Here is a 21,795-nt window from a genome sequence, read left to right as displayed (position 1 = left end):
TCAGACCGTCGAGGAGAGGCTGCGCAGAACACTGTCGATCAGCTGGCGGCGGTCGGCTACCTCGACGTTCATAGTCAAGAAGACCGCGTTCAGCAACTGGTCGGTGGACAACTGCGCCGAGTCGCGCTGGGACAGGAAGTGAGCGATCAGGTCGGCCGACCGGGACCGGTATTCCGGGCCGAGGTGGGACTCGACGATCCGGGCGAGCCGGTCCGGTCCGGGAACGGACAGCTCGAGGCGGACGCAACGGCGGAGGAATGCGGGCGAGAAGTCGCGCTCGCCGTTGCTGGTCAGCACGACCACGGGGAACGTGCTGCACCGAACGGTTCCGCCGGGCAGAGGCACCGGCTCGTCCTGGCCGTGGATGAAGACGTGCTCGCCGCGCTCGCCGCCCCGGATCAGCTCAGGGATCTGGAACTCGCCCTCCTCGAGGACATTGAGCAGATCGTTCGGCAGGTCGACGTCGCTTTTGTCGATCTCGTCGATGAGCAGAACGCGGGGCCGGTCGAACGGCAGCAGGGCGGTGCCCAGCGGACCGAGCCGAATGTACTGGCCGATGCCGGCGGGCGAGTGCCGGTCACCGACGCCGGACAGGTTGCTGTCCTGCAGCCGCCCGACGGCGTCGTAGCGGTACAGGCCCTCCTGAAGCGTCGACCGGCTGTTGATCGGCCATCGGAGCACCGATCCCAGCCCGAGCTCGTACGCCACGGAGTAGGGCAGCGTCGACTTGCCGGTGCCCGGCGGACCGGTGATCAGCAACGGCCGGCGGAGGAACAGTGCGACGTTGAGCGCCTCCAATTCCTTCGGCTCCGGCTGGTAGGTCCGAGCTCGCTCCAGGTCGATCGGGTTCCGTTCCCACCAAAGGTTCTCGGCGAGCCGCAGGCTGGCCGCCGTGGCGAAGTTTCGCCACGGCGGGGCGGGCGGCGTCACCCAGTCGTGTGGTGTCCCCGATCCACGAAAGATGTGCCAGTCGGTCATCCCATGCTCCGTTCGGTCACGCCAGTTCCACGAGCGGTGCGTTCGGCTCCGGGCGATGTTCGGGGTCGTCCCAGAGCAGAACGATGTTGGCCCATGACGGTTCCTCACCGGCGGCGGCCGCGTTGCGGACCCGCTGGATGATGTCGGGGAGCTCGGCGAGCCGGCGCCCGTCGATCGCTCGTGCGAAGGAGTTGCGGAAACGGTCGCCCGAGCACGGATGGGGAGGCCACGCATCCTGGTGCTCAGGGCAATTGTCGCGGCTCCACACCGCAGCGGGGACACCGGCATAGATGGCGACGCCCAAGGCGTCCTCCGCGTACTGCCCGGGCCTCATGGTGAGACCGAGCAAGGCGATCTCGGGATTCAGCCGCAGGGTCGCGTCGAACTTGTCCGAGCTGGCCTGGTGGGTGCACGTCAGCCACTCCGCACTACCGTCGCCCGCGCGCAGCGCCTGCCAGCGGTCCTCCCAGGACCGCCAGGTCTCGTCGTCGGAGAGCCGTTCCAGGTCGCGGATCACGACGGGATTGGTCCGGCCGAGTCGGGAGTACCGGCCGATCAGCATGTTCTCGAAATCTTCGTCGAACAGGTCACCGGGGACGATGAACTCCACTCCCGCCCACCCCTGCAGACGCTTGAGCAGCGAACGGAGCTGCTCGGCGACGATCTCGCGCGTGTGGTGGAGGTCGTGGCCGAGACTGTCGTCGCAGAAGACCTTCTTGCTGCGCTTGCCGTCCTGATGCACCCAGATGGTCGCGTTGTACCGCCGGTGATCGAGACTGTGCGGCTTGACCTGAACGATGATCGACGGTCGATCCTCCGCGCGGTGCCGGCCAGAGCCGGCGGCGTCCCGCCAGGCTGCGAGCTGCTCGTACTCCTGGCGACGTGCCGCCACCCGCACGGTCCATTCGTGCAGAGCGGCGCCGACCGTACCGCGTTCGTCCTGTGCGAGGCGGTGCACCAGGCGTAGCAGGGGATGCAGCTGGCCGGAACTGCCGAGCTGGTCGGCGAGCAGGTGGGCGAGGCGGCGGATGCTCGTAACCGGCTCGGGTGGCAGCCCGGCAGCCGGCGCGACCACCTCGGTGTAGAGAGCCCGTAGGTCAGGTGTTCCGTTCAGTTGGGCCAGCAGACCGAGCAGGCTCGCCTCCTCCTGAGCCAGTAGTGTGCTCGACCGGGTCACGTCGTCGGACCCCGCCAGCCTCTGCCGGAGTTCACCCCACGGGCTGTGTGCATGACGTTGGTCGTGTGCCTGCCACAGCGTGCTCTGCACGGTGGCGTCGAGTTGGTCGAGGCCGCTGATCGGTACCAGCAGGCCGCCGCGCTCGGTGTGCCTTTTGCGGGTGGTCTTGATAAGGCCGCAGACCGTGCCGCGTGCGAGGTCGAGTACCGGGCCGCCGGACATGCCCGGCGCGATCTCGTCACCGGTGAACCGCCACAACTGTCCCTGGTCACCATAGGATCCGGCAAATTTGCCGCTCGCGGAGTGCGGCGTCAGATCGTTGTCGTAAATCTCCGAGTGGCCGATGAGAAGCAACGGCGTATTGATCGGGATAAGCTGCTCGCTCAACCAGACGCAGTCGTTATCGATCATGTCGGGCACCGTGATCACCGCGATGTCCGGGTAGGGCCACAATATGCCTGGCCCGCGTTGGTCCGGCGCCGCCTGGAGCACCTGGCCGCTGAACCGCCGGCCCTGCCAGGTGATGGTCGCCTGTGCACGTGGAGCGACATGGGCGCAGGTCAGCACGATGCCAGGAGCCACCCAGAAGCCGCTTCCCGGCTCGCCTTCGGTGGCGTCGACCCGAACGAGACAGTGGCGAACCAATCGAACCAAATTGTCCTGTGGATCGATCATGCAGCTTGGTTCCGAATGTCGTATACCTTGATCATAAATGCTGGTCCTTGCAGGCGGTCGGCAGAGCGCGCTCGACTGTATGCGTGTCTCCCGCAGAACGGAATAATGTAGACGGCCGACATTTATTTCCGCTCGTCAGAGGCTTATCCATCCGTCACCCGATCCGGTCAGCCCGACAGCTTCACTGCTCACCGAGTTGAGTGACGCGGTTGAGGTGCGCCTCGCCGGGCCGGGCACCGAACATGTCGGCGGCCGGATCGTCGACCCGGCACCGCTTCCAGCGAACAGACAGGGAACATTCAGGTCAGTCTGGACACCGCCGCGTACCGTTGGGGTAACAGGCTCAGCAAGAGGGGACGGTGCCGGTGAGCGGCTTCATGAAGCGGTTCGTGCTGTCGATGGTCGCGTCGAAGCTTCAGCGGGTGTCGCAGAAGCACCACAACCCGGCCGTCGACGGACTCCTGCGGGAGGTCAACCACCAGATCGCCCGCCGTCAGGGCTACGGGTACCACCACCCGGGCGCCTACGGGCACCCCGGGGCCTACGGGCACCACGGGCACTACCGCCATCACGGGCATTACCGGCACCACGGGCACTACCGCCGGCGCCGGTGGTTCTGAGGGGTTAGACGGTGGTCCTGCCGTGGCCGGGCGGCAGGACCCAGCCGGTCGCCGAGTCGACCACCTTCACCTCGCGCACGTCGCCTTTCAGCACGTGCACGCTGACCTCGCCGGGCACGCTGTCGACCTGGAACTGGCCCTCGCCGCCGGTGCCCACCACGATGAACGTCTCGCCCGGCCGCAGCCAGTAATCCGACCCGAGCGGCTCCAGGAACAGGCACAGCGGCCCGGAGCCGAAGTTGCCCACCGGCAGCCGCTGGGCCGGCGCCGGCGTGCCCACGTGCGTTGCGCTCCGGACGGCGGGGCCGTCCCCGCGCCTCCGGGTCGGAAGATCCATGTCCCCGAGTTTCGCACGCCCACCCCTGCCCGGCACAGCCCCCGCTGACCAGGCTTTCCTCACCCGATGCGCTACTGTCACCGGCGGAATACCGGGGGAGGCGGGGATGAGGGCGGCCATCGTGGCGGTCACCGTGGCGCTCGCGCTGGGTGGCTGCGCCGGGCATCCGCGTGCGGACGGGCTGCCGGCGGTGCAGCCGGCCTGGGCGTCGTGTGCGGACGCGGCCCCGCTCACCGACGACGAGTTCGGCGCCGGCGGTCAGGACGCGCTGAAGCTGCCCCGTCTCGACGGCGATTTCCGCCCGGTTGCGGCGGTCGTCTGCCGCGTCGACGTGCGGGAGCGGGCCGACGGCGGCAACGAGCGGGTCGCTGTCGAGGAGCGGGCCGGGGACGTGTCCGCGCTGGTGGAGACTCTGCGCCTGGACGACGAGTTCCGCACGGCCGGCGGATGTGACAGCGACCTGCCGTACGTGCCGTGGCTGGCGCTGCTCGACGGGCAGGGCCGCTGGAGCCGCCCGGGCGTTCCGGTCGACTCCTGCGGCAAGCCCCGCGCCGAGTTCATCACCGCGTACGAGCGGTTGAGCACCGAGCAGGTCTCGGCGACGGTGCTCCGGCAGTAAGGGCGCGCCCGGCTCAGTGCGACAGCATGCCGCTGACCATCGCCTGCCAGGTCATCGGGCCGACGATGCCGTCCACGGCCATGTCCGGCACGCCGGCGCGGACGCCCTCCTGGAAGGTGCGCACCGCGGCCTCGGTCTTCTCGCCGAAGTCGCCGTCGACGGTGGGTTGCGGGTTGCTGGACTGGTCGCGGGTGCGCAGTTCCTCCTGGGCGGCCCGGACCGCGTCGCCGACCGAGCCCCGCTGCACCGTGACGATCAGCTTGGGCCAGGTCAGCGGCCCGGCGATCCCGTCGACGGCGAGCTGGTTCGCCTGCTGGAAGGCGCGGAGCGCGGCGTCGGTCTTGTCCCCGAAGACGCCGTCGGCGGTCAGCGTCTGACCGCGGTGCCGCAGCAGGTACTGCAGCGTGAGAACGGGGTGTCCGTCGTCGCCTTTGCGGGTGGTCGGCCACGGCTGCAATGGCATGCTCGGTCTCCTTCTCGGTCGGGTGGCACCCCCATTCAACACGATCGATGACTGGCAGGGTGGGCGCATGCTGAAGGTGAGTGAGGAAGGACGATGCGATGTCAGCGATTGCGATCTCCGGCCTGACCAAGACGTTCGGCCGGACCACGGCACTCGACGGGCTCGATCTGACCGTGCGCGAGGGCGAGGTGCACGGGTTTCTCGGGCCGAACGGCAGCGGCAAGACCACCACCATCCGGGTCCTGCTCGGCCTGCTGCGCGCCGACGCCGGCGAGGTGCGGCTGCTCGGCGGCGACCCGTGGGCCGACGCGGTCGCCCTGCACCGGCGGCTGGCCTACGTACCCGGTGATGTGATCCTCTGGCCGGGAATCACCGGCGGTGAGGTGATCGACCTGCTGGGCCGGCTGCGTGGCGGTCTGGACCGCAAGCGGCGTGACGAGCTGCTGGACCGCTTCGATCTGGATCCTTCGAAGAAGGCCCGCGCCTATTCGAAGGGCAACCGGCAGAAGGTCGCGCTGGTCGCCGCGCTCGCCTCGGACGCCGAGCTGCTGCTGCTCGACGAGCCCACCAGCGGCCTGGACCCGCTGATGGAGTCCGAGTTCCAGCGCTGCGTGCGCCAGGTCAAGCAGGACGGCCGCACCGTGCTGCTGTCCAGCCACATCCTGGCCGAGGTGGAGGCGCTCTGCGACCGGGTCAGCATCATCCGGCTGGGCCGCACCGTCGAGTCCGGCACCCTGCGCGAGCTGCGGCACCTGACCCGCACGTCGATCGCGGTGGAGACCGCCCGGCCGGTCACCGGCCTGGCCGACCTGCCCGGCGTGCACGACGCCGTCTTCGAGGACCACCGCGCCCGTTTCGACGTGGACAGCCAGGGCCTGGAACCGGTGATGCAACGGCTCGCCACGCTCGGCGTGCGCAGCATCACGAGCACCCCGCCGACGCTGGAGGAGATGTTCCTGCGCCACTACGGGGACGAGGACCGGTCATGACCGGCACCGGCACCCTGCTCGGCTTCAGCCTGCGCCGCGAACGCATCGGGCTGCCGCTGTGGATCGGCGGCACCGGCCTGCTGTTCCTGATCCAGTCCGTCCAGAGCCAGAACCTCTACGGCACCGCGGAGGAGCTGGCCGCGCTGCGCGGCACGCTCGGCGGCAACACCGCGGTCATTGCCATGAGCGGCCCGGTCGAGCTGCTCGACAGCATCGGCGGGGAGATCGTCTTCGAGATCTTCGCGTTCGCCGCGATCATCGTCGCGCTGATGAACATGTTCCTGGTCGGCCGGCACACCCGCGGCGACGAGGAGACCGGCCGGGCCGAACTGATCCGGTCCGCCCGGGTCGGCCGGCGCGCGCCGGTCTTCGCCGCGCTCGCGCTGGCCGCGCTCGCCGACCTGGCGGTCGCCGTCGCGATCTTCGCGGTCGCCGTCGGCACCGGCCTGCCGGCCGGCGGATCCCTGCTGGTCGCGGCCGCGCTGGGCGGGATCGGGCTGGTCTTCGCGGCGCTCACCGCGGTCGCCGCGCAGGTCTTCGAGCACGCCCGCGGCGTCTACGGGGCGGTCGGCCTGGCGATCGGCGCGGCCTACATGCTGCGGGCCGCCGGCGACGCCGGCAACCCCGCGCTCTCCTGGGCGTCGCCGATCGGCTGGGGTCAGCGCACTTTCCCGTACGGGGGACAGCAGCGCTGGTGGCCGGTGCTGGTGATGGCCGGCGTGGCGCTGGCGCTGGTCGGGGTCGCGTTGCTGGCGCTGGACCGGCGTGATTTCGGGGCGGGCCTGGTGCGCTCGCGCCCGGGCCGGCCCCGCGCGTCGTGGGCGCTCGGCTCCGCGGCCGGGCTGGCCTGGCGGCTGCACCGCGGCGCGGTGATCGGCTGGGTGCTCGGCGTCGGCATGCTGGGCGTGGCCTACGGCTCGCTCGGCGACAGCATCGAGCAGTACATCCTCGACAACCCGGAGGTCGCCGAGTTCCTGCCCGGCGGGGCAGCCGACGTCGTGGACGCGTACCTGGCTCTGACCATCACCATGGGCGCGCTGCTCGCGGCCGCGTTCGGGGTGGCGGCGGCGCTGCGGGCGCGCGCCGAGGAGACCGCCGGGCGCGCCGAGCCGCTGCTGGCGACCGCGGTCAGCCGCCGCGCCTGGCTGGGCAGTCACCTCGGCGTGGCACTCGCGGGCAGCGCGCTGGTGCTGATCGCCGCCGGCTTCGGCGAGGGCCTTTCGTACGGGCTGACGGTCGGCGACTCCGGCCAGGCCGTACGGATGACCGGGGTGGCCCTGGCCTATCTGCCCGCGGTGTGGGCCGTGGTGGCCGTGGCCGCGCTGAGCCTGGGCTGGTGGGCGAAGGCGGCCGCGGTCGCCGGGTGGGTTGCCGTCGGCTACTGCGCGGTGGTCGAGTTGTTCGCCGACTCGTTCGGCCTGCCGGAGTGGCTGCTGCAGGCGTCGCCGTTCGTCCATGTGCCGGAGGCCCCACTGGAACCGGTGACCGCGGCGCCGCTGCTGGCGGTGTGCGCGGTCGCGGTGGTGCTGGTGGTCGCCGGCCTGGCCGGCTTCCGCCGCCGCGACGTCGGCTACTGACCGCGCACATCCGCTGCGTAAGGTCGCCGCCGTGATCGATACGGCGGCGCGGCGCCGGGCCCTTCTGGTGTCAGCGTGCTGGTGGCTCAACCGGCGAGGAGGGCAGCGAGCAGCGGGTCGCGGGAGAGCGGTGGCCTGGGCTCGTCGTCGTACTCGCGGTCGGTCCGGTGACGGCTCAGGGCCTGCGCGGCCCGGCTCGGGGTGCGTTCGTCACTGGCCCGGTCCAGGTCGGCCGCGGTGCCGCGCTGGCGTAGCGCGGCGATCAGCTGTTCGCGGGTCTGCACCACGGACGGATGCCGGGAGCTGAACACGGTCAACTGCCGGTCGAGGACCTCGCCGAACATGTCGATCGACCGGTCCAGCATCTTGTCGCCCCCGTGCATGCGCAACGTGACGGCATAGTTGTAGGTGGTGCTCAGCGTCGACTCGTGCCCCGGCCCGATGACCCGGGACTGGATCCGCAGCACCTCGTCGAACTGGTCGAGCGCCTCGTCGTACTTGCGCTGGGATCGCAGGCTGAGCGCCAGGTTGTGGCGGGTGGTGAGGGTGCGCGGGTGCTCGGCGCCGAGCGAGCGCACCCGGTCGCTGACGAGATCGGTGAGCCGGTCGACGGCCTCGTCGAGTTTCCCCTCCTCATAGGTGAGCCAGCCCAGGTTGCCGCGCGTGGTCTGGGTGTCCGGGTGATTGAGGCCGAGCCGGCGTTCCCGGATCCTCAGCACCTGTTCGAACAGTTGCCGCGACGGCGCGAACTGTTTGCGTTGCAGCAGGTCCCAGGCCAGGTTCGCGGCGGTCGCCAGGGTGTGCGGATGGTCGGGGCCGCACCGGCGCAGCTGCAGCGCGAGAACGTCGCGGAACAGGGTCTCGGCCGCCACGTAGCGGCCCTTGGCCTGCTCGACCCAGGCCAGGTTGTGCTGGGTGATGAGGGTGTTCGGATGGTATTCGCCCAGCACGCCGATGCGTAGGTCCAGCACCTGCTTGAAGTCCTGGCCGGCCTGGCGCAGCGAGTCGGCGCCGCCGATCGCCTGCCGGGCGTACGCCCTCGCCTGCATGGCGGTCAGTGTGTCCGGATGCTCCTGGCTGCGGGCGGCCACGACGGCGTCCAGCTCGGCGAGGGCCTCGCGGGGCCGGCCGGCCGCCTGCAGGACGAGGCCGAGGCGGTACCCGGTCGTCAGAGTGTCCGGATGGTCCGGGCCCAGAAGATCAGAACGAAGCTTTCGTACGGCGCGGAGCAACCGTTCGGCACGGACCAGACCTCCGCGGGCGCCGCAGTCGTGCAGGATCGCCGCGAGGTGGTACTCGATCTCCAGGCGGCGGGCCCGGGCGGCCGGATCGGGTGCACCGCGCCGCCGGCGTTCGATGGTCGCCACCTGCCGGACATCCTGCAGGGCCGGCCGGTACCTGCCGAGGGCCTGCCGGGCGAGTCCACGGTGCAGGAGAGCACCGAGCCGGTCCGGATTGTCCGGCGCCAGTGTCGCTGATCGTTCGACGGCCCGGTCGGCGAGCGCGGCCGCCACCCGGTACATGCCGCGTCGCAGCAGGTGGCGTACGGTGCGGCAGGCCGCCCGCAGGGCAGCCCCCGAGGCTGGGCCGTCCTCGGCGAGGACCCGCTGGACGTGCGGGACCAGCAGCAGCCACACCCGCAGCGCCGGCTCGGAGGGCGTGTCCAGGGCGCGGGTAGCGGCATCCAGGGCGGCAGCCGGGTCCGGACCGGGCTCGCCGCCGGCGACCGCCGCACCGACCAGCGGATGCAGCGTCGCCACGTGCACCCCGTTGTCCACGCCGAACTCCAGCAGACCGGTGTCGCGCAGGGTGCGCCACCCACGCCGGATCTCCGGGTCGTCCGGCATCCGGTCGGCGGCCGCGTCCAGCATGTCCAGGGGGAACGGGGCGGCCGGCGCCATCGCGGCGAGCAGCCGCAACACCGCCAGGGCGGCCAACCGGTCCGCGCTGACGGCATCGGTCGCGAGCCGCACCGCGACGCGTACCGGGTCGGCCCCGGCGTGTCCCTTCAGTTCGTCCGCGTAGGCGGTGAGGGTGTGCCGGACGACCGGGCTGCCGTGCTGCGAACCGGCGACGTGCACGGCGAGCGGCAGCCTGCCGAGCAGCTCGGCGGTCTGTTCGGCGACGGGCAGGGCGGCTTCGTGGCGGGAGGGGTCCAGGTCCGGAACCCGCCCCAGGAGTATCGCCGCGCATTCCTCGCGGGAGGGCGGCTCGACGGTCTCGTGGTGCACGCCGGCCGGGAGCAGGGCCGTGGCGGTGTAGCTGGTCGTCACCACGGTCAGCCACCGTGACGACGGCAGCGACACCGCCTCTTGCAGGATCTGCAGGTAGGCGTCGGGGTCGTCGGCACCGTCGATCACCAGCATCCGGCGCCGGCCGTCCGTGTTGCGCAGCGCTTCCTCGCGGACGAGCGTCCACGCGAACGCGCGCGGACCTGCGGCGTCGTCGTCGAGGCGGGACCCGCACATCTCCCGGCAGCGCGCCACACTCGCCTCGTCGACACCGATCTCCCGCGCGACCGCCGCCATCGCCTCCACGAACGACACCGTGTCGCGGGCCGGCACCCACAGGGCGCCACTGACCTTGCCGGCGGCAGCCAGGGCGATGCTGGTCTTGCCGATGCCGGGTGGCCCGGCGAGCACGTGCACACGCCGGTCGGAGTCCATCAGCTTCGCGAGCCGATCGATCTCGGCCTCGCGGCCGACGAATCCGGGCTTCGCGACCGGGTGAGGCGGGGCGGGCGGCGGCAGCCGCAGCAGGTCGACGTCCGCGGCCGACACGATCGGAACGTTGGCGTGCACATGTGCCGGGCGGACCGCCGTACTCAATCGAACCGCTTCCCGTTGACAGGCCATTGAGCAGTACGGTGGAAATCATAGACAGTCCTGAACCTCTCCTCGCGTGACGCGACCGCCCACGGGAGCACTTCGGCACATGACTAGCGATGGTCCGAGCGATCTGCCTCTGCGGTCGACAGTCTCGTTCCCCGGTCCGGGTAGCGGCAGCCGGCCACTCGGCTTCGGCCTGCTCATCGGCCCGAGGCAGGTCGTCACCACGATCGCCGTGATCAACCGGGTGCTGGGCCGCTCCGGCGCGACTGAGCGGCCCGACCAGTCGCTCCCGGTGGCGTTTCCCCGGCTGCGTTCCGGTGGCACGGAGTCGTCGCTCACCGCTCGCGTGGTGCTCTGGAAGCCGGGCGACCAGATCGCCGGCCTGGAGATCGACGGCGTTCTGCCCATCGGCGCCACGCCGGGGCTGCTGGCGGACGGTCCTCTGCCGTCACGCGCGGCGCGGGTCTTCGGGTTCCCGTCCGAACCGGGTGCCGTCTCCGGCACCGTGGTGGACCTGCACATCGGCGAGGTGGTGGCCCATCGCCGGATCGAGGTGACCCGCTCCAGGGCCGGGGCGCCCGGGCTGGGTCCGGGTTTCGGCGGCTCACCCGCGTACGATCCGGTCTCCGGAACGAGCGCCGGGCTCCTGCTCGCGCTGGAGGGCGATGCCGACGAGAACATCGCGTATCTGGTTTCCGCGGCGGAGATCCGCCGCGTCTGGCCCGGGGGCTTCGCGGTCGCGCCCGGCCCGGGCCGGCTCAGCCTGCTGCACCTGTCCGAGCTGCGGTTCGGTGACCCGGACGGGAGCACGGCGCACTCGTACCGCCTGGCGGAGGAGATCGGCCGGCAGAGGGACCGGACCGGGATCCGGCCCGACCTGATCGTGGTCAGCGGCGACCTGACCGCGACCGGGGAGGAGTGGCCGTTCACCGACGCGGCCGCGTGGCTGCGGACGCTCGCCCAGAACCTGGGCCTTCCGGTCGACCGCATCATCGTGGTGCCCGGTGAGCTCGACGTCAGCCGCAGGCTGCGGACCCTCAACGACCTCGAGGCGCTCCTGCTCAAACAGCCGGCCCGGACCAGCCGCTGGCGTCCGTTCGCCGATGCGATGGACGAGCTCTATCGCTCACCCGTCGAGCGCCCAGGATTCGACGACCAGCAGCCGTGGAGCGTCTTCGCGTATCCGGACCTGCGCGTCGCGGTGGCCGGCTTCAACTCGGCGATGACCGAGAGCGGCCATGAGGGCGAGCACGGGCAGCTGACGGACCTCCAGATCAGCGACCTGGCCGAGCGCATGCGGCTCTACCGGGAGGACGGCTGGCTGCGGCTCGGGGTGGTGCATCATCCTCCGGCCGGTGCCGGCCTGGCTGAGCACCGCCTGGTCGACGCGGGCGCCCTCGCTGCCGCGGCCGGCGACCAGCTGATCAGCCTGATCCTGCACGGGCACGCGACCCGCGAACCCGACGGGCGGCTGGAACACGGGCCGCTGCTGCTGGGCGCCGGTGGACCGGGCGGGAGCTTTCAACTGATCAGGATCGGGCAGGACGAGCTGACCTGGCACACCTGGTCGCGCAGCGCCACCGGCGAGCCGGGCTGGCAGGCAGGCCCGGTGCACACCGTCCGGCACGACTTCGGCGCTCAAGCCACGCCGGATCCCGGCCGCCGCGCCGAAGCGGCGGCCTTCCGTGAGCGGGTGCGCCGGGCGACCCGGATGCGCAACCCGGGAGCCCAGTTCGAGGAGAACTCGGACGAGCGTGACATCGTGGTCCGCGCCGGTGAGCCGGCGGCGCGCTGGCCGGTGGTGCGGGCACTCGCCGGCCCGGTCACCCGGGCGCAGATCGCGGCCTTCGCCGATCGGGTACGCGGCACCCGCGCGGTCATCGTCCACGCCGGCCCGGCGGCCTCCGGCGAGTTGCGGGCCCAGGCCCGGGATCGAGACATCGACCTGCTGACCCTCGCCGACTACCAGACCGTGATCGACCTGTCGGCGGTGGTGCGTCACCAGGCCGGCCGGCTCGCTGCCACCCGCTACGTGCCACAGGCCTTCGCGATGCGCCAACCGGCACCACCGCCGGCTCAGACCGACGACCTCGCCACTGAGGTCACCGGCCTGCTCGCCGAGGACCGGACTTCCGTGATCGTGGTGAGCGGCGGGCCCGGCAGCGGCAAGACCACCCTGTTGCACGAGCTCGCCCGCCGTCTGCCGGCACCAGACGTCCCCCTGCTGCTCGACCTCAGTGGCGCCGAGTCGTTCGACTGGCTGCTGCTGCGGCACCTGTTCGACAGCGGGCTCACCGAACTCGGTCTCGACCGGATCCGCTACATGATCGCTGAAGGGCGTGTCGTCCTGCTGCTCGACGGTGCCGACTCCGCCCCGGAGACGGTGCTGGCCGGGTTGTGGGAGCTGCTCACCCCGTACGCGAAAGTGGTTCTCACCAGCCGCGATCCGGACCGGATCGCGCCGTCGCGGGCCCGCGTCGCCGTGCTGGAGGACTTCACCGCCGACCGCGTCGAGCAATACCTGACCGCGCGTTTCGGCGAGGCCGGGCGCACCCGGGCCGCGCTGCTGGAGGAGAACGAGCAGCTGCGGCCGTTCACCCGCAACCCGCGCATGCTCACGCTGCTCGCCGACCTCGACGAAACGGTGCTGCGCAGCCCCAGCCTGACCTCCGGCAGCGTCACCCGGGCAACCGTCTACGCGCAGCTGGCCGACGCCTGGGCCGCCCCGGCTGATCGGGTCCGCGCGCTGCAGATCGCGCAGGACCCGCAACTGCGGCCGGACGCCGGCGGATATCCGGACGAGTCGATGCTCGACTGGCTCGTGGCCGACCAGATCGCTGCCGCCCTGCGCGACGGCCGCGGCGACCCACTGTTGCGCTCCGTGCGGCTCACCCCGCTGGCCTGCGAATTCCTCGTCGAGATCGCGGCCGAGCGGGCGCAGGAGTGGGCGGCGACGGTCACCCGGCCCGACGAGGACGAGACCGCCGCGCGCAACGCCGCCGACCTGCGTGACCGCGTCAGCCGGGCTCTGCGGGACCAGTCCGTGCCGCCGCCGGCGACCGCCGGCGTCGAGGACCTGCACGGGCGTGACCTGCGCCGAGCGGATCTGCGCAACCGGCGCCTCGCCGGCGCCAATCTGAGCTCCGCCGACCTGCGCGGTCTGACCCTGCGCGACCTCGACCTCAGCGGTGCCGACCTGACCGGCGCCGACCTGCGCGACGTGCAGATGCACGGCGGCAGCCTCGCCGGAGCCCGGCTCGCCGGCAGTCGCTGGGCCGGCGCCGTCCTGGCCCGCGTCCACGGGGTTCCGCTGGTCAGAGAACTCGATGCGGCTGTCGTCGCCGGCCGCGACCCGGGAACCGTCCAAGCCGTCGTCGGTGGGATGGTCCACTGCCTCGACATCAGTTCCGACGACCGGCTGCTGGCCGCCGGCCGTGGCGACGTGGTCGAGATCGTCGACCTCACCGGCCCCATACCGCAGACGATCTGCTACCTCACCGGGCACCGCAGCACCGTCCGCGGCGTGGCATTCCTCGACACCGGGCGGGTGATCAGCGCCTCGGAGGACGGCACCCTGCGTATCTGGCCGATCGGTACCGGCCAGGAACCGCGGATCGTTCGCGCGCACATCCAGCCGGTGACCGCACTCGCGGTCTCCGCGGACGGCGGCGTCCTGATTTCCGGTTCGGTCGACCGCACCGCGCGGGCCTGGCAGCCGGACGGGCAGCCCCACCCGCGTCACCGCGCGCTACGACATGGCCGTGGCGAGATCACCGCGGTGGCACTCGCCCCCGGTCAACCGGTCGTGGTGACCGCGGCGACCGATCGCACCGCCATCGCCTGGGACCTCGACACCGCTCGGGAGCTGTTCCGGCTCGAACACCACGACACCGTCACGGGCGTGGCATTCTCGCCGGACGCGACGCTGATCGCGACGGTCGCCGACGACGGCGAGGCCGTCCTGTGGAACGCGGCCGACGGCTCCGAGATCGGCAGGCTGCCCGTCAGCGGGGCGCTGACCTGCGTGACGTTCTCGTCCGACGGACAGCTCGTCGCCGTCGGTGCCCGGGACGGGTCGGTGTGGGTCTGCCGCGCCAGCCATCGTCAACTCCGGTTCAAACTTCCCGCGCACGCCGACGAGGTCACCGCGGTCGCATTCCCGGCCGGGGAGCCGTACCTGGCGACCGCCGGCCGCGACGGCACCATCCGCGCCTGGCACCGCGACACCGGCCGCCGGCTGCGCCGCCTCGACAGCCACACCTTCTGGGCCTCCGACCTGGCCTTCCACACGGACGCCGACGGGCTGAGGCTGGCCGCCTCCACCTGGGACGGCGCGGTCATGATGTGGAGACTGCCCGGCGGCACGGCCGAAGCGGCCCCCGGCGGTGACGTCGGCGCCCTCAACGGCGTGGCCTGGTCACCCGACGGCGCCCAGATCGCGGCCGGGCAGTTGCTCGATCCGCCGGTCGCCTACCTGTGGGACCTGCGCGCCGGCGAACGGCACGAACTGGCCGGACACAAGGACGGCGTCACCGGCGTCGCCTACTCACCCGACGGCCGGTGGCTCGCCACCATCTCCGAGGACCGCTCCTTCGCCGTCTGGGACGCGCAGACCCGCGTGCTGCTCTACCGCAAGGTCCTCGGCCGGGAACCGGTGGCCGCCGTCGCGTTCCGCCCGCTGTCACCCGAGCGTCCCGAGACCGCCCTCGCGATCGGGCACGGCCAGGTGGTGCGCCTCTACGACCCGGCGACCGGGGAGCCGGCGTCCGAGGTGACACTCAACCACGAACGGACGGTCAACGCGCTGGCCTTCCTGAACAACGGCACGCGCCTGGTCACCGGCACCGGCGGGCGGTTCGCCCGGCTCTGGAACCTCAGCACACCCGGCGAACACGAAGACCTCACCGACCACGGCGGCCGGGGGAGCGTCAACTGCGTCGCCGTGCACCCCGACGACTCGATGGTGGCGACCGGCTCGGCCGACAACGTGGTCCGGGTCTTCGAGACCCGCGGCAACCGATGCGTCAGGGAACTCGAAGGTCACCTGGGAGGGATCACCGCGGTGACGTTCTCTCCGGACGGTGACCTGCTCGCCACGGCGGCCCGGGACAACACCGTACGGATCTGGTCGTGCGGTACCTGGGAACTCGCCGCCACCCTGCACGTACTGCGCGCCGGCGCCTCGGTCGCGATCCGTGGCGACGGCAGCGCCTACCGGATCTCCGGCAAGCCGGGCAACGGCATCTGGTGGTCGGCCCGGCTGCGCCGCTTCGCGCTGAGCGACGCGGTCCGGCCCGGCCCGCTGGCCGTGGACGAGCCCCTGATCCCGGCCGGGACGCAGGGTGCTTGATCTCGTGGAGCCGAGCGCGCCGGCTCCCCGCCCGGATCCGCCGAGCTGGACCGATCAGTTGGAGGCGTGGGCGACCCTCGGGGCCGCTGTGGTGGCGCTGGCCGCGGCCGTCGCCACGATCTGGCTGCTCGTGCACCAGATCGGCGAGACCCGGCGGGCTCGGGCCCAGGCCCATCAGGAGCGCACCGAAGCGGCGGAGGACCGGGCACGGGCTCAGGAGGATCGGGCACTGGCCAAGGAGGAGCGTCAAGAGGCCCAGCGGGCACAGGCCCGCACGATCCTTTTCGAGACCGCGACCGTACGCCCGGGCGCGACATCGACGAAAGTCGACGCTGTGGTGACCAATTTCGGCACCGGGCCGATTCTCGACGTCAGCATCCGCTATCTCGTGCCCGGCGGCCACCGCGTGCTGGAGCAGACCGTGGTGCTGGCGCCCACGAGATCGCTCAGCGTCGACACCACGGTGGCCGCGGGGGAGGGCGGGCTGGTCATGTTCTTCACCGACATGGCCGGCCTTTCCTGGGCCAGGCTCCCGGGCGAGCAGCCGACGCCGGCCAGCCGCATCGATCCCGGGCCCCTGATCTGACGAAGCTCGTGGAACTACCAAGCCGGCTTCGGCCGCGGCGACGTCGGCCCCCTGATTGGTTGTAGCGTCGAACTAGTTGGTTGTATGGTCGAACCATGTCGGAGGATCTCGATCAGGCGCTGGTGTTGCAGGGGCGCATCACGGCGTTCGTGCGCACGTTCGGCCTGCACCAGCCCGATCGGACGCCGTGCGGCACGCCGGTGCCGATCTCGGAGGCGCATGCGATCGGCGAGCTCGACCGGGACGGGCCGCTGACGCAGAGTGCGCTGGGTAAGCGGCTGCGACTGGAGAAGAGCACGGTCAGCCGGCTGGTCGCGCAGCTGACCGGCCGGGGCTGGGTGCGGCGAGCCGAGCGCGATGGTGACGCCCGGCTGGTGTGGCTGGAGCTGACGCCGGCCGGCAGCCGTGCCGCGGGCGAGCTGGCCGTGGCCCGGGCGGCGCGCTTCACCGAGCTGCTGCGCAACATCCCGGAGGAACAGCGGCCCACGGTGATCGACGCGCTCACGACGCTGGTGGAAGCCGCCGCGGGCCGGGCCGACGGTGACTGAGCGGGAGGGGCGGCCGGCCCGTCGGTGGGGCCTCGGCGCGGGGTTCGGCGCGGTGCTCGGCCTGGCCCCACATCTGCTGCACCACGTCGGGCTGCTGGCGGGCACGGCGCTGGTGGCCGGGGTGGGCGGCACGGTGCTGTTCGGGGTGTTGGGGCTGGTCGCGATGGTGCCGCTGCTGCTGCGCCTGCGCCGCCGCTTCGGCGGCTGGTGGGCGCCGGGGCTGGCGGTGGCCGGGTTCGCCGCGATGTTCGCGGTGTCGGCGTTCCTGATCGGGCCGGCGCTGCGGGATGTCGCGGAGGCGCCGGCGCCGGCCACCGGCGAGCACACCCGCCACCACCCCTCGTGAGCCGGCGGGTCCAGTTGTCGTAGCGGCCGAAATGCCAGGGGCGGCCGCTACCGCTCGCGGGTGATGGGCAGCGTGAGAACCTGCTCGTGGTCGAACCATTCGCCGGTCGGCCGGAATCCGTAGCGCACGTAGAAGCCGTGGGGTGAGCCGGCTCCCGGCACGATGCTCGTGACCAGGATGTCCGCCTCGGATCGCTCGCGCAGGTGGGTGACCAGCAGATCCAGGGCCGCGCGGCCGTAACCCCGGCCCTGGTGGCGGGCGTCGATCAGCAAGCGCCACAGATAGTACGGCCACGGAATGACCCCGTTGCCGGGCTCGGCCCCCTCGGCCGTCATGAGAAACCCGACCGGCACGTCGCCGGCGTAGACGGCGCGCACCCATGGCCGCGCGGCGGGGGTGGCAGCCGCTGCCCTGAGCGATGCCGCCACGCCGTCGACGAACTTCTCCTGGCCCGGCTGGACCCGCAACGCCGACACCGCTTCCCGGTTCTCGTCGTCGATCATGCGCAGTGCGACCGACATCGGCATACTTCGCATCTGGCCATCATGGACGCGCCGGGCCGGCAGGCAAAGCGTTAGGGTCTGGGTCGTGGACGTGGAATGGGGCTCCCACCGAGATCTGTTCGACGTGCCCGACGACGTCGCGTACTTCAATGCGGCCAGCCTGTCGCCGGCGCTGCGTTCGGTTCGTGCCGCCGGCGAGTCGGCGCTGCGGCGGCGGGCCCGGCCGTGGGAGATCGGCGAGGCCGACTGGTTCGACGACGTCGAACGGCTGCGGGCGCTGGCCGGGCGGCTGGTCGGCGGCGATGCCGAGGGGATCGCGCTGGTGCCGGCGACCAGTTACGGGTTCGCGGTCGCCGCGGCCAACCTGCCGGTCAAGGCCGGGCAGCGGATCGTCGTGCTGGCGGGGGAGTACCCGTCCGGCGTGTACACCTGGCGCCGCGTGGCGGAGCGCACCGGCGCGGAAGTCCGGACGGTCACCCGGGACCCCGGGCAGTCCTGGACGCAGCAGGTGCTGGCCGCGATCGACGAACGGACCGGAATCGTGTCGGTGCCCCACGTGCACTGGACCGACGGCGCGCTGGTCGACCTGGAGCAGGTCGCCGCCCGCACCCGGGAGGCCGGCGCCCGGCTCGTGGTGGACGCGAGCCAGTCCCTCGGGGTGATGCCGCTCGACGTCGGCGCGCTGCGCCCCGACTTCGTCGTGTCGGTCGGGTACAAGTGGCTGCTGGGGCCCTTCGGGCGAGGGTATCTCTGGGTCGCCGAAGAGCATCGCGAGGGCCGGCCGCTGGAGGAGAACTGGATCCTGCGTGCCGGCTCGGACGACTTCGCCCGGCTGGTGGACTACCGGGACGACTACCTGCCCGGTGCCCGGCGCTACGACCAGGGAGCGCGGACGCTGTTCGAGGTGACGCCGATGGCCATCGCGGCGCTGGAGCAGATCCTGGCTTGGGATCCACCGCGCATCGCCGCCGCCCTCGCCGCCGTCACGGCGGAGATCACCACCCGGCTGGTGGCCGCCGGGGCCGGCATCACCGTCACCGAGCCGCGCGGGCCGCACCTGCTGGGGGTGCGCGTCCCCGGCGGCGCGGCCGACCGGGTCGCCGCGGCGCTCAGGGCCGCGAACTGCTTCGTGGCGCGCCGCGGGGACGCGATCCGGGTGGCGCCGCACCTGCATGTCACCCGGGCCGACGTCGACCGCCTGGTCACCACCCTGATCGCGAGCGTCTGACCGGGCCGGAACAGTGCTTGCTACCTTCTGTTCGTGCGGAGCGTGGCGTGGGTGGCGATCGCTGGTTTGGCGCTGGCCGGGGGCATCACCGCCGGCGTTCATCAGATGGCGGAGCGGCAGCGCGACCGGCTCGCGGACTGCGAACAGCGCGGCACCCGGCTGGCAGGGCTGGCACCGCTGGGCAGGTGGCCGGCCGGTCTGCAGCCGTCCGAGCCGTACGCCGGATGCGACGTCGACCGCGTCGTCGCGTACGCCGGGCGGCAGTATCACGGCGCCACCGGCCAGGGCGAGGTGGTCGAGTTCTTCGCCGGCGCGATCGAGCAGGCCGGGTGGCGGGTGACCTCACGGGTTCCGCCGACGGGAGACAACCCGGCGATCCTCTGTGCCAGTGCTGACCTCGACGGCGCCAAGGCCTACCTGAACCTGTCGGTCGCGGTCGCGGGGACCTATGACGTGCACGTCGCCGACGTCCCGGACTCCGGGGCCCGCTGCCGGTGAGGCCGGGAACGGCGGCCTACCGGGGAGTGGGCCCGTGGGCGAGGGCGGACGGGGTGCGGCAGCCGACGATGGCGGGCGCTTCCCGCACGAGCGAGGTGTCGGTGAGGGCCTCCACCATGAACAGCGCGAAGTCGGTGCGGTGGGTCCGGTTGCTCGCCAGGATCGGGTCGCCGACGTGGCGGCTCCACACCGGCAGCCCCTGGCTGTCGCCCTCTTCGAGGTCGCTGCCCCGGACGACGGTCCACCGGCGGTCGCTGGCGAAGATCCGCCGGCAAGCCTCGACCTGGTCGTCGATGTCGACGAGCCGCAGCCAACGGCCCAGCCGGCCGCCGACGGCGACTTCCGCGCGCAGCCGGCGTGAGTAGACGTCAGCGCCGTCGCGGGTGATGTGCCAGCCGCACGAGAAGATGAGCCGCGCGTCCGGTGGGGCGTGGTCCAGCACCGCCTGGGCGGTGCCCGTCGCGTATCCGTGCACACCCCACGGGACCAGCACGGTGAGCACGCCGTCGCAGCCGGCCACCGCCTCGGCGATCACGGACCGGTCGTTCGTCGCGCCCGGCAGCACGGTGATCCGGTCGGCGAAGCCGGCCAGCTTGTCCACGCTCTTCGGCCGGCACACGCCGACCACCTCGTAGCCACGCGCGAGCGCGTGCTCGACCATGTAGCGGCCCAGCTTGCCGGACGCGCCCACGATGCAGACCTTCAGCCTGTCTCCCATGTCTCTCTCACCCTCCTTACGGGTGTAAGGCAACCTTACGTGTGTAAGGTTGTCAAGGCATTCCAGGGACGAGAGGGCACGATGGCACCACGAAGCCGGACCACACCGCTCAGCCGCGAAGCGGTCCTCCGGGCCGCGGTCGACGTGGCCGACGAGCGGGGCATCGCCGCCGTCTCGATGCGCGCGGTCGCCGAGCGGCTCGGTGTCGAGGCGATGTCGCTCTATCACCACGTCCGCAACAAGGACGAGATCCTCGACGGGCTCGTGGATCTGATCTTCGCCGAGATCGAGCTGCCCGCTCCCGGCGGCGACTGGCGCGCCGCCATGCGCGACCGGGCGGCCTCCGCGCGCGCCGTGCTCGGCCGGCACATCTGGGCGGTGTCGCTGATGGACTCCCGCCCCAACGCCGGCGCGGCGACGCTGCGCCACCACAACGCGGTGCTCGGCTGCCTGCGCGCCGCCGGCTTCGACATCGCCGCCGCGGCCACCGCGTTCTCGCTGATCGACAGCTACGTGTACGGCTTCGTCATCCAGGAAGCCGGGCTGCCGTTCACCAACGCCGACGAACTGGAGGTGGTCGCCGGTGGGTTGCTCGAGCAGTTGCCCGCCGACGAGTTCCCGCACCTCGCCGAGATGGTGGAGTACGCGCTGCGCCCCGGATACGCCTACGCCGACGAGTTCGCCATCGGCCTCGACCTCATCCTCGACAGCCTCGCCCGGCGACTGCTGTGAAATCCATCGGTATCTGTTTATGGTCGGCACCATGGTGCGAACCGAGATCCTGGTGCGGCAGGGCACACACGTCGTCGCGGAGGACACCACACGGACGCGGTATCAGCTGGCTTCGGTGAGCAAGCGTTCACTGCTGCCGCCGTGCTGATCCTGGCCGAACAGGGCGTGCTGAGCCTGGACGACCACATCGATCGCTGGATCGGCGGCTGCCCATGGCAATGGAGTGGCATCACGCTGCACCACCTGCTCACCCACACGTCCGGCCTCGGCCACTGGGACGACTACCCGATGATCGATCTGACCCGGCGGGTCGGTCCGGACGACCTCGTGAAGACCTTCCACGGCGTGCCGGTGAAGTATCCCCCGGGCGCGGGCTGGAGCTACAGCAGCCCGGGCTACGTGCTGCTGGCCCATGTCGTGGAGCGGGCGAGCAACACACCGTACCGGCAGTTCCTCGCCGCCCGGATCTTCGCGCCACTGGGGTCGGACGGCACATTCGCCGGGATGCCCGGTGCCGTGGCGGACGTGGCACGCGGCCACGACGCCACCGGCCGGCCGCTGGCGACCTGGGAACTCGACGTGGTGGGCATGGGCGCGGGTGACGTGTGGTCGACGGCGCGAGACATGGTGGCGTGGCTCGACGTGATCCAGAACGGGCGTCTGCTCCGCGAGCCGTACCGCACTCTGATGATCACCGCGCAGGCGGAGACCGGTAAAGGCCACGATGCGGGCGGATACGGCTACGGGGTATTCGTGGGTGTTCTCAACGGCCGGCGGTGCTGGTATCACAACGGGCACAACGCAGGCTTCAAAGCGTTTGCCGCGAGCATCCCGGAAACCGATCGCCGCATTGTGGTTCTCAGCAACTCCGAGGCACTGGATTCCCGCACGTGTGAACGGTTCTTCGAATAGGTGGGCCACCCTCGCGGCCGCGACGGCTCCGTGCGATGTCCGGCTGGCGTCGGCTCACGGGATGATCCCGGAGGTGTGATCATTGGCTGCGTACCCGCCGACTCCCAG

Annotated in this window: 19 protein-coding genes; 12 read left to right on the top strand and 7 right to left on the bottom strand. The window is 71.7% G+C overall.

Annotated features, from left to right (window positions below; all coding sequences use genetic code 11):
- Positions 1 to 978 (bottom strand): MoxR family ATPase, encoded by a 978-nt coding sequence (locus tag AB0F81_RS14355; RefSeq protein WP_360196327.1) that lies wholly within the window; start codon positions 976 to 978, stop codon positions 1 to 3.
- Positions 979 to 994: 16 nt separating this feature from the next.
- Complete coding sequence (locus AB0F81_RS14350) at positions 995 to 2,830, bottom strand: trypsin-like peptidase domain-containing protein (protein ID WP_360196324.1); 1,836 nt, start codon at positions 2,828 to 2,830, stop codon at positions 995 to 997.
- 377 nt (positions 2,831 to 3,207) lie between these two features.
- Between AB0F81_RS14350 and AB0F81_RS14345 the strand changes: the two genes are divergently transcribed.
- Entirely contained in the window at positions 3,208 to 3,450 is a 243-nt protein-coding gene (locus AB0F81_RS14345; RefSeq protein ID WP_360196321.1) for a hypothetical protein, read from the top strand.
- A gap of 4 nt (positions 3,451 to 3,454) precedes the next feature.
- Here the strand turns inward: AB0F81_RS14345 and AB0F81_RS14340 are convergent, their stop codons facing one another.
- Positions 3,455 to 3,787 carry a hypothetical protein gene (locus AB0F81_RS14340; RefSeq protein ID WP_360196318.1) on the bottom strand — a complete coding sequence of 111 codons (333 nt, stop codon included), beginning with the start codon at positions 3,785 to 3,787 and terminating at the stop codon, positions 3,455 to 3,457.
- Positions 3,788 to 3,893: 106 nt separating this feature from the next.
- Here AB0F81_RS14340 and AB0F81_RS14335 point away from each other — a divergent pair, with 106 nt between their 5' ends.
- Positions 3,894 to 4,406 (top strand): hypothetical protein, encoded by a 513-nt coding sequence (locus tag AB0F81_RS14335; RefSeq protein ID WP_360196315.1) that lies wholly within the window; start codon positions 3,894 to 3,896, stop codon positions 4,404 to 4,406.
- A gap of 13 nt (positions 4,407 to 4,419) precedes the next feature.
- Here the strand turns inward: AB0F81_RS14335 and AB0F81_RS14330 are convergent, their stop codons facing one another.
- Positions 4,420 to 4,869 carry a peptidoglycan-binding protein gene (locus AB0F81_RS14330; protein WP_360196313.1) on the bottom strand — a complete coding sequence of 150 codons (450 nt, stop codon included), beginning with the start codon at positions 4,867 to 4,869 and terminating at the stop codon, positions 4,420 to 4,422.
- 98 nt (positions 4,870 to 4,967) lie between these two features.
- On the opposite strand from AB0F81_RS14330, the gene AB0F81_RS14325 reads away from it, so the two are divergent.
- Together AB0F81_RS14325 and AB0F81_RS14320 are read left to right on the top strand one after the other, a co-directional pair.
- The gene (locus AB0F81_RS14325; RefSeq protein WP_360196311.1) at positions 4,968 to 5,858 is read left to right on the top strand and encodes an ABC transporter ATP-binding protein; all 891 of its coding nucleotides are present in this window, start codon (positions 4,968 to 4,970) and stop codon (positions 5,856 to 5,858) included.
- Positions 5,855 to 7,435 carry an ABC transporter permease gene (locus AB0F81_RS14320; protein ID WP_360196308.1) on the top strand — a complete coding sequence of 527 codons (1,581 nt, stop codon included), beginning with the start codon at positions 5,855 to 5,857 and terminating at the stop codon, positions 7,433 to 7,435. Before AB0F81_RS14325 ends, AB0F81_RS14320 begins: the two co-directional genes overlap by 4 nt.
- Positions 7,436 to 7,521: 86 nt before the next feature.
- On the opposite strand, the gene AB0F81_RS14315 is transcribed toward AB0F81_RS14320, so the two are convergent.
- Positions 7,522 to 10,215: a tetratricopeptide repeat protein gene (locus AB0F81_RS14315; protein WP_360196305.1), complete on the bottom strand. Its 2,694-nt coding sequence runs from the start codon at positions 10,213 to 10,215 to the stop codon at positions 7,522 to 7,524.
- Between the two features lie 154 nt (positions 10,216 to 10,369).
- On the opposite strand from AB0F81_RS14315, the gene AB0F81_RS14310 reads away from it, so the two are divergent.
- From AB0F81_RS14310 to AB0F81_RS14295, 4 genes are all read left to right on the top strand, one after another.
- Positions 10,370 to 15,616 (top strand): pentapeptide repeat-containing protein, encoded by a 5,247-nt coding sequence (locus AB0F81_RS14310; protein WP_360196303.1) that lies wholly within the window; start codon positions 10,370 to 10,372, stop codon positions 15,614 to 15,616.
- Positions 15,609 to 16,202, top strand: a complete 594-nt coding sequence (locus tag AB0F81_RS14305; protein ID WP_360196301.1) for a hypothetical protein — start codon at positions 15,609 to 15,611, stop codon at positions 16,200 to 16,202. Before AB0F81_RS14310 ends, AB0F81_RS14305 begins: the two co-directional genes overlap by 8 nt.
- Before the next feature lie 95 nt (positions 16,203 to 16,297).
- Positions 16,298 to 16,750: a MarR family transcriptional regulator gene (locus tag AB0F81_RS14300; protein WP_360196299.1), complete on the top strand. Its 453-nt coding sequence runs from the start codon at positions 16,298 to 16,300 to the stop codon at positions 16,748 to 16,750.
- The gene (locus AB0F81_RS14295; RefSeq protein WP_360196296.1) at positions 16,743 to 17,096 is read left to right on the top strand and encodes a hypothetical protein; all 354 of its coding nucleotides are present in this window, start codon (positions 16,743 to 16,745) and stop codon (positions 17,094 to 17,096) included. Before AB0F81_RS14300 ends, AB0F81_RS14295 begins: the two co-directional genes overlap by 8 nt.
- 47 nt (positions 17,097 to 17,143) lie before the next feature.
- On the opposite strand, the gene AB0F81_RS14290 is transcribed toward AB0F81_RS14295, so the two are convergent.
- Complete coding sequence (locus tag AB0F81_RS14290; RefSeq protein ID WP_360196293.1) at positions 17,144 to 17,632, bottom strand: GNAT family N-acetyltransferase; 489 nt, start codon at positions 17,630 to 17,632, stop codon at positions 17,144 to 17,146.
- Between the two features lie 52 nt (positions 17,633 to 17,684).
- Here AB0F81_RS14290 and AB0F81_RS14285 point away from each other — a divergent pair, with 52 nt between their 5' ends.
- Both AB0F81_RS14285 and AB0F81_RS14280 read left to right on the top strand, forming a co-directional pair.
- Positions 17,685 to 18,827, top strand: a complete 1,143-nt coding sequence (locus AB0F81_RS14285; protein ID WP_360196291.1) for an aminotransferase class V-fold PLP-dependent enzyme — start codon at positions 17,685 to 17,687, stop codon at positions 18,825 to 18,827.
- Between the two features lie 33 nt (positions 18,828 to 18,860).
- A complete protein-coding gene (locus tag AB0F81_RS14280) occupies positions 18,861 to 19,325 on the top strand; it encodes a hypothetical protein (protein ID WP_360196288.1) in 465 nt (154 codons plus the stop codon).
- A gap of 16 nt (positions 19,326 to 19,341) precedes the next feature.
- Here the strand turns inward: AB0F81_RS14280 and AB0F81_RS14275 are convergent, their stop codons facing one another.
- The gene (locus AB0F81_RS14275) at positions 19,342 to 20,043 is read right to left on the bottom strand and encodes an NAD(P)H-binding protein (protein ID WP_360196285.1); all 702 of its coding nucleotides are present in this window, start codon (positions 20,041 to 20,043) and stop codon (positions 19,342 to 19,344) included.
- 81 nt (positions 20,044 to 20,124) lie between these two features.
- Here AB0F81_RS14275 and AB0F81_RS14270 point away from each other — a divergent pair, with 81 nt between their 5' ends.
- Complete coding sequence (locus AB0F81_RS14270; RefSeq protein ID WP_360196282.1) at positions 20,125 to 20,775, top strand: TetR/AcrR family transcriptional regulator C-terminal domain-containing protein; 651 nt, start codon at positions 20,125 to 20,127, stop codon at positions 20,773 to 20,775.
- A 141-nt stretch (positions 20,776 to 20,916) separates the two neighbouring features.
- On the top strand, positions 20,917 to 21,687 hold the full coding sequence (locus AB0F81_RS14265) for a serine hydrolase domain-containing protein (RefSeq protein WP_360196279.1): 771 nt from the start codon (positions 20,917 to 20,919) through the stop codon (positions 21,685 to 21,687).
- Positions 21,688 to 21,795 lie beyond the last annotated feature (108 nt).

The organism is Actinoplanes sp. NPDC024001 (genome assembly GCF_040638955.1).
Taxonomy (GTDB): Bacteria; Actinomycetota; Actinomycetes; order Mycobacteriales; family Micromonosporaceae; genus Actinoplanes.
This window is presented reverse-complemented; position numbering and strand designations above follow the sequence as displayed.

What these genes read in the sequence shown, in the direction of transcription:
- AB0F81_RS14355 (WP_360196327.1), bottom strand. Translation starts at nt 978, where the DNA reads ATGACCGACTGGCACATCTTTCGTGGATCGGGGACACCACACGACTGG.
- AB0F81_RS14330 (WP_360196313.1), bottom strand. Translation starts at nt 4,869, where the DNA reads ATGCCATTGCAGCCGTGGCCGACCACCCGCAAAGGCGACGACGGACAC.
- AB0F81_RS14300 (WP_360196299.1), top strand. Translation starts at nt 16,298, where the DNA reads ATGTCGGAGGATCTCGATCAGGCGCTGGTGTTGCAGGGGCGCATCACG.
- AB0F81_RS14345 (WP_360196321.1), top strand. Translation starts at nt 3,208, where the DNA reads ATGAAGCGGTTCGTGCTGTCGATGGTCGCGTCGAAGCTTCAGCGGGTG.
- AB0F81_RS14340 (WP_360196318.1), bottom strand. Translation starts at nt 3,787, where the DNA reads ATGGATCTTCCGACCCGGAGGCGCGGGGACGGCCCCGCCGTCCGGAGC.
- AB0F81_RS14270 (WP_360196282.1), top strand. Translation starts at nt 20,125, where the DNA reads ATGGCACCACGAAGCCGGACCACACCGCTCAGCCGCGAAGCGGTCCTC.
- AB0F81_RS14310 (WP_360196303.1), top strand. Translation starts at nt 10,370, where the DNA reads ATGACTAGCGATGGTCCGAGCGATCTGCCTCTGCGGTCGACAGTCTCG.
- AB0F81_RS14275 (WP_360196285.1), bottom strand. Translation starts at nt 20,043, where the DNA reads ATGGGAGACAGGCTGAAGGTCTGCATCGTGGGCGCGTCCGGCAAGCTG.
- AB0F81_RS14350 (WP_360196324.1), bottom strand. Translation starts at nt 2,830, where the DNA reads ATGATCGATCCACAGGACAATTTGGTTCGATTGGTTCGCCACTGTCTC.
- AB0F81_RS14320 (WP_360196308.1), top strand. Translation starts at nt 5,855, where the DNA reads ATGACCGGCACCGGCACCCTGCTCGGCTTCAGCCTGCGCCGCGAACGC.
- AB0F81_RS14290 (WP_360196293.1), bottom strand. Translation starts at nt 17,632, where the DNA reads ATGCGAAGTATGCCGATGTCGGTCGCACTGCGCATGATCGACGACGAG.
- AB0F81_RS14335 (WP_360196315.1), top strand. Translation starts at nt 3,894, where the DNA reads ATGAGGGCGGCCATCGTGGCGGTCACCGTGGCGCTCGCGCTGGGTGGC.
- AB0F81_RS14325 (WP_360196311.1), top strand. Translation starts at nt 4,968, where the DNA reads ATGTCAGCGATTGCGATCTCCGGCCTGACCAAGACGTTCGGCCGGACC.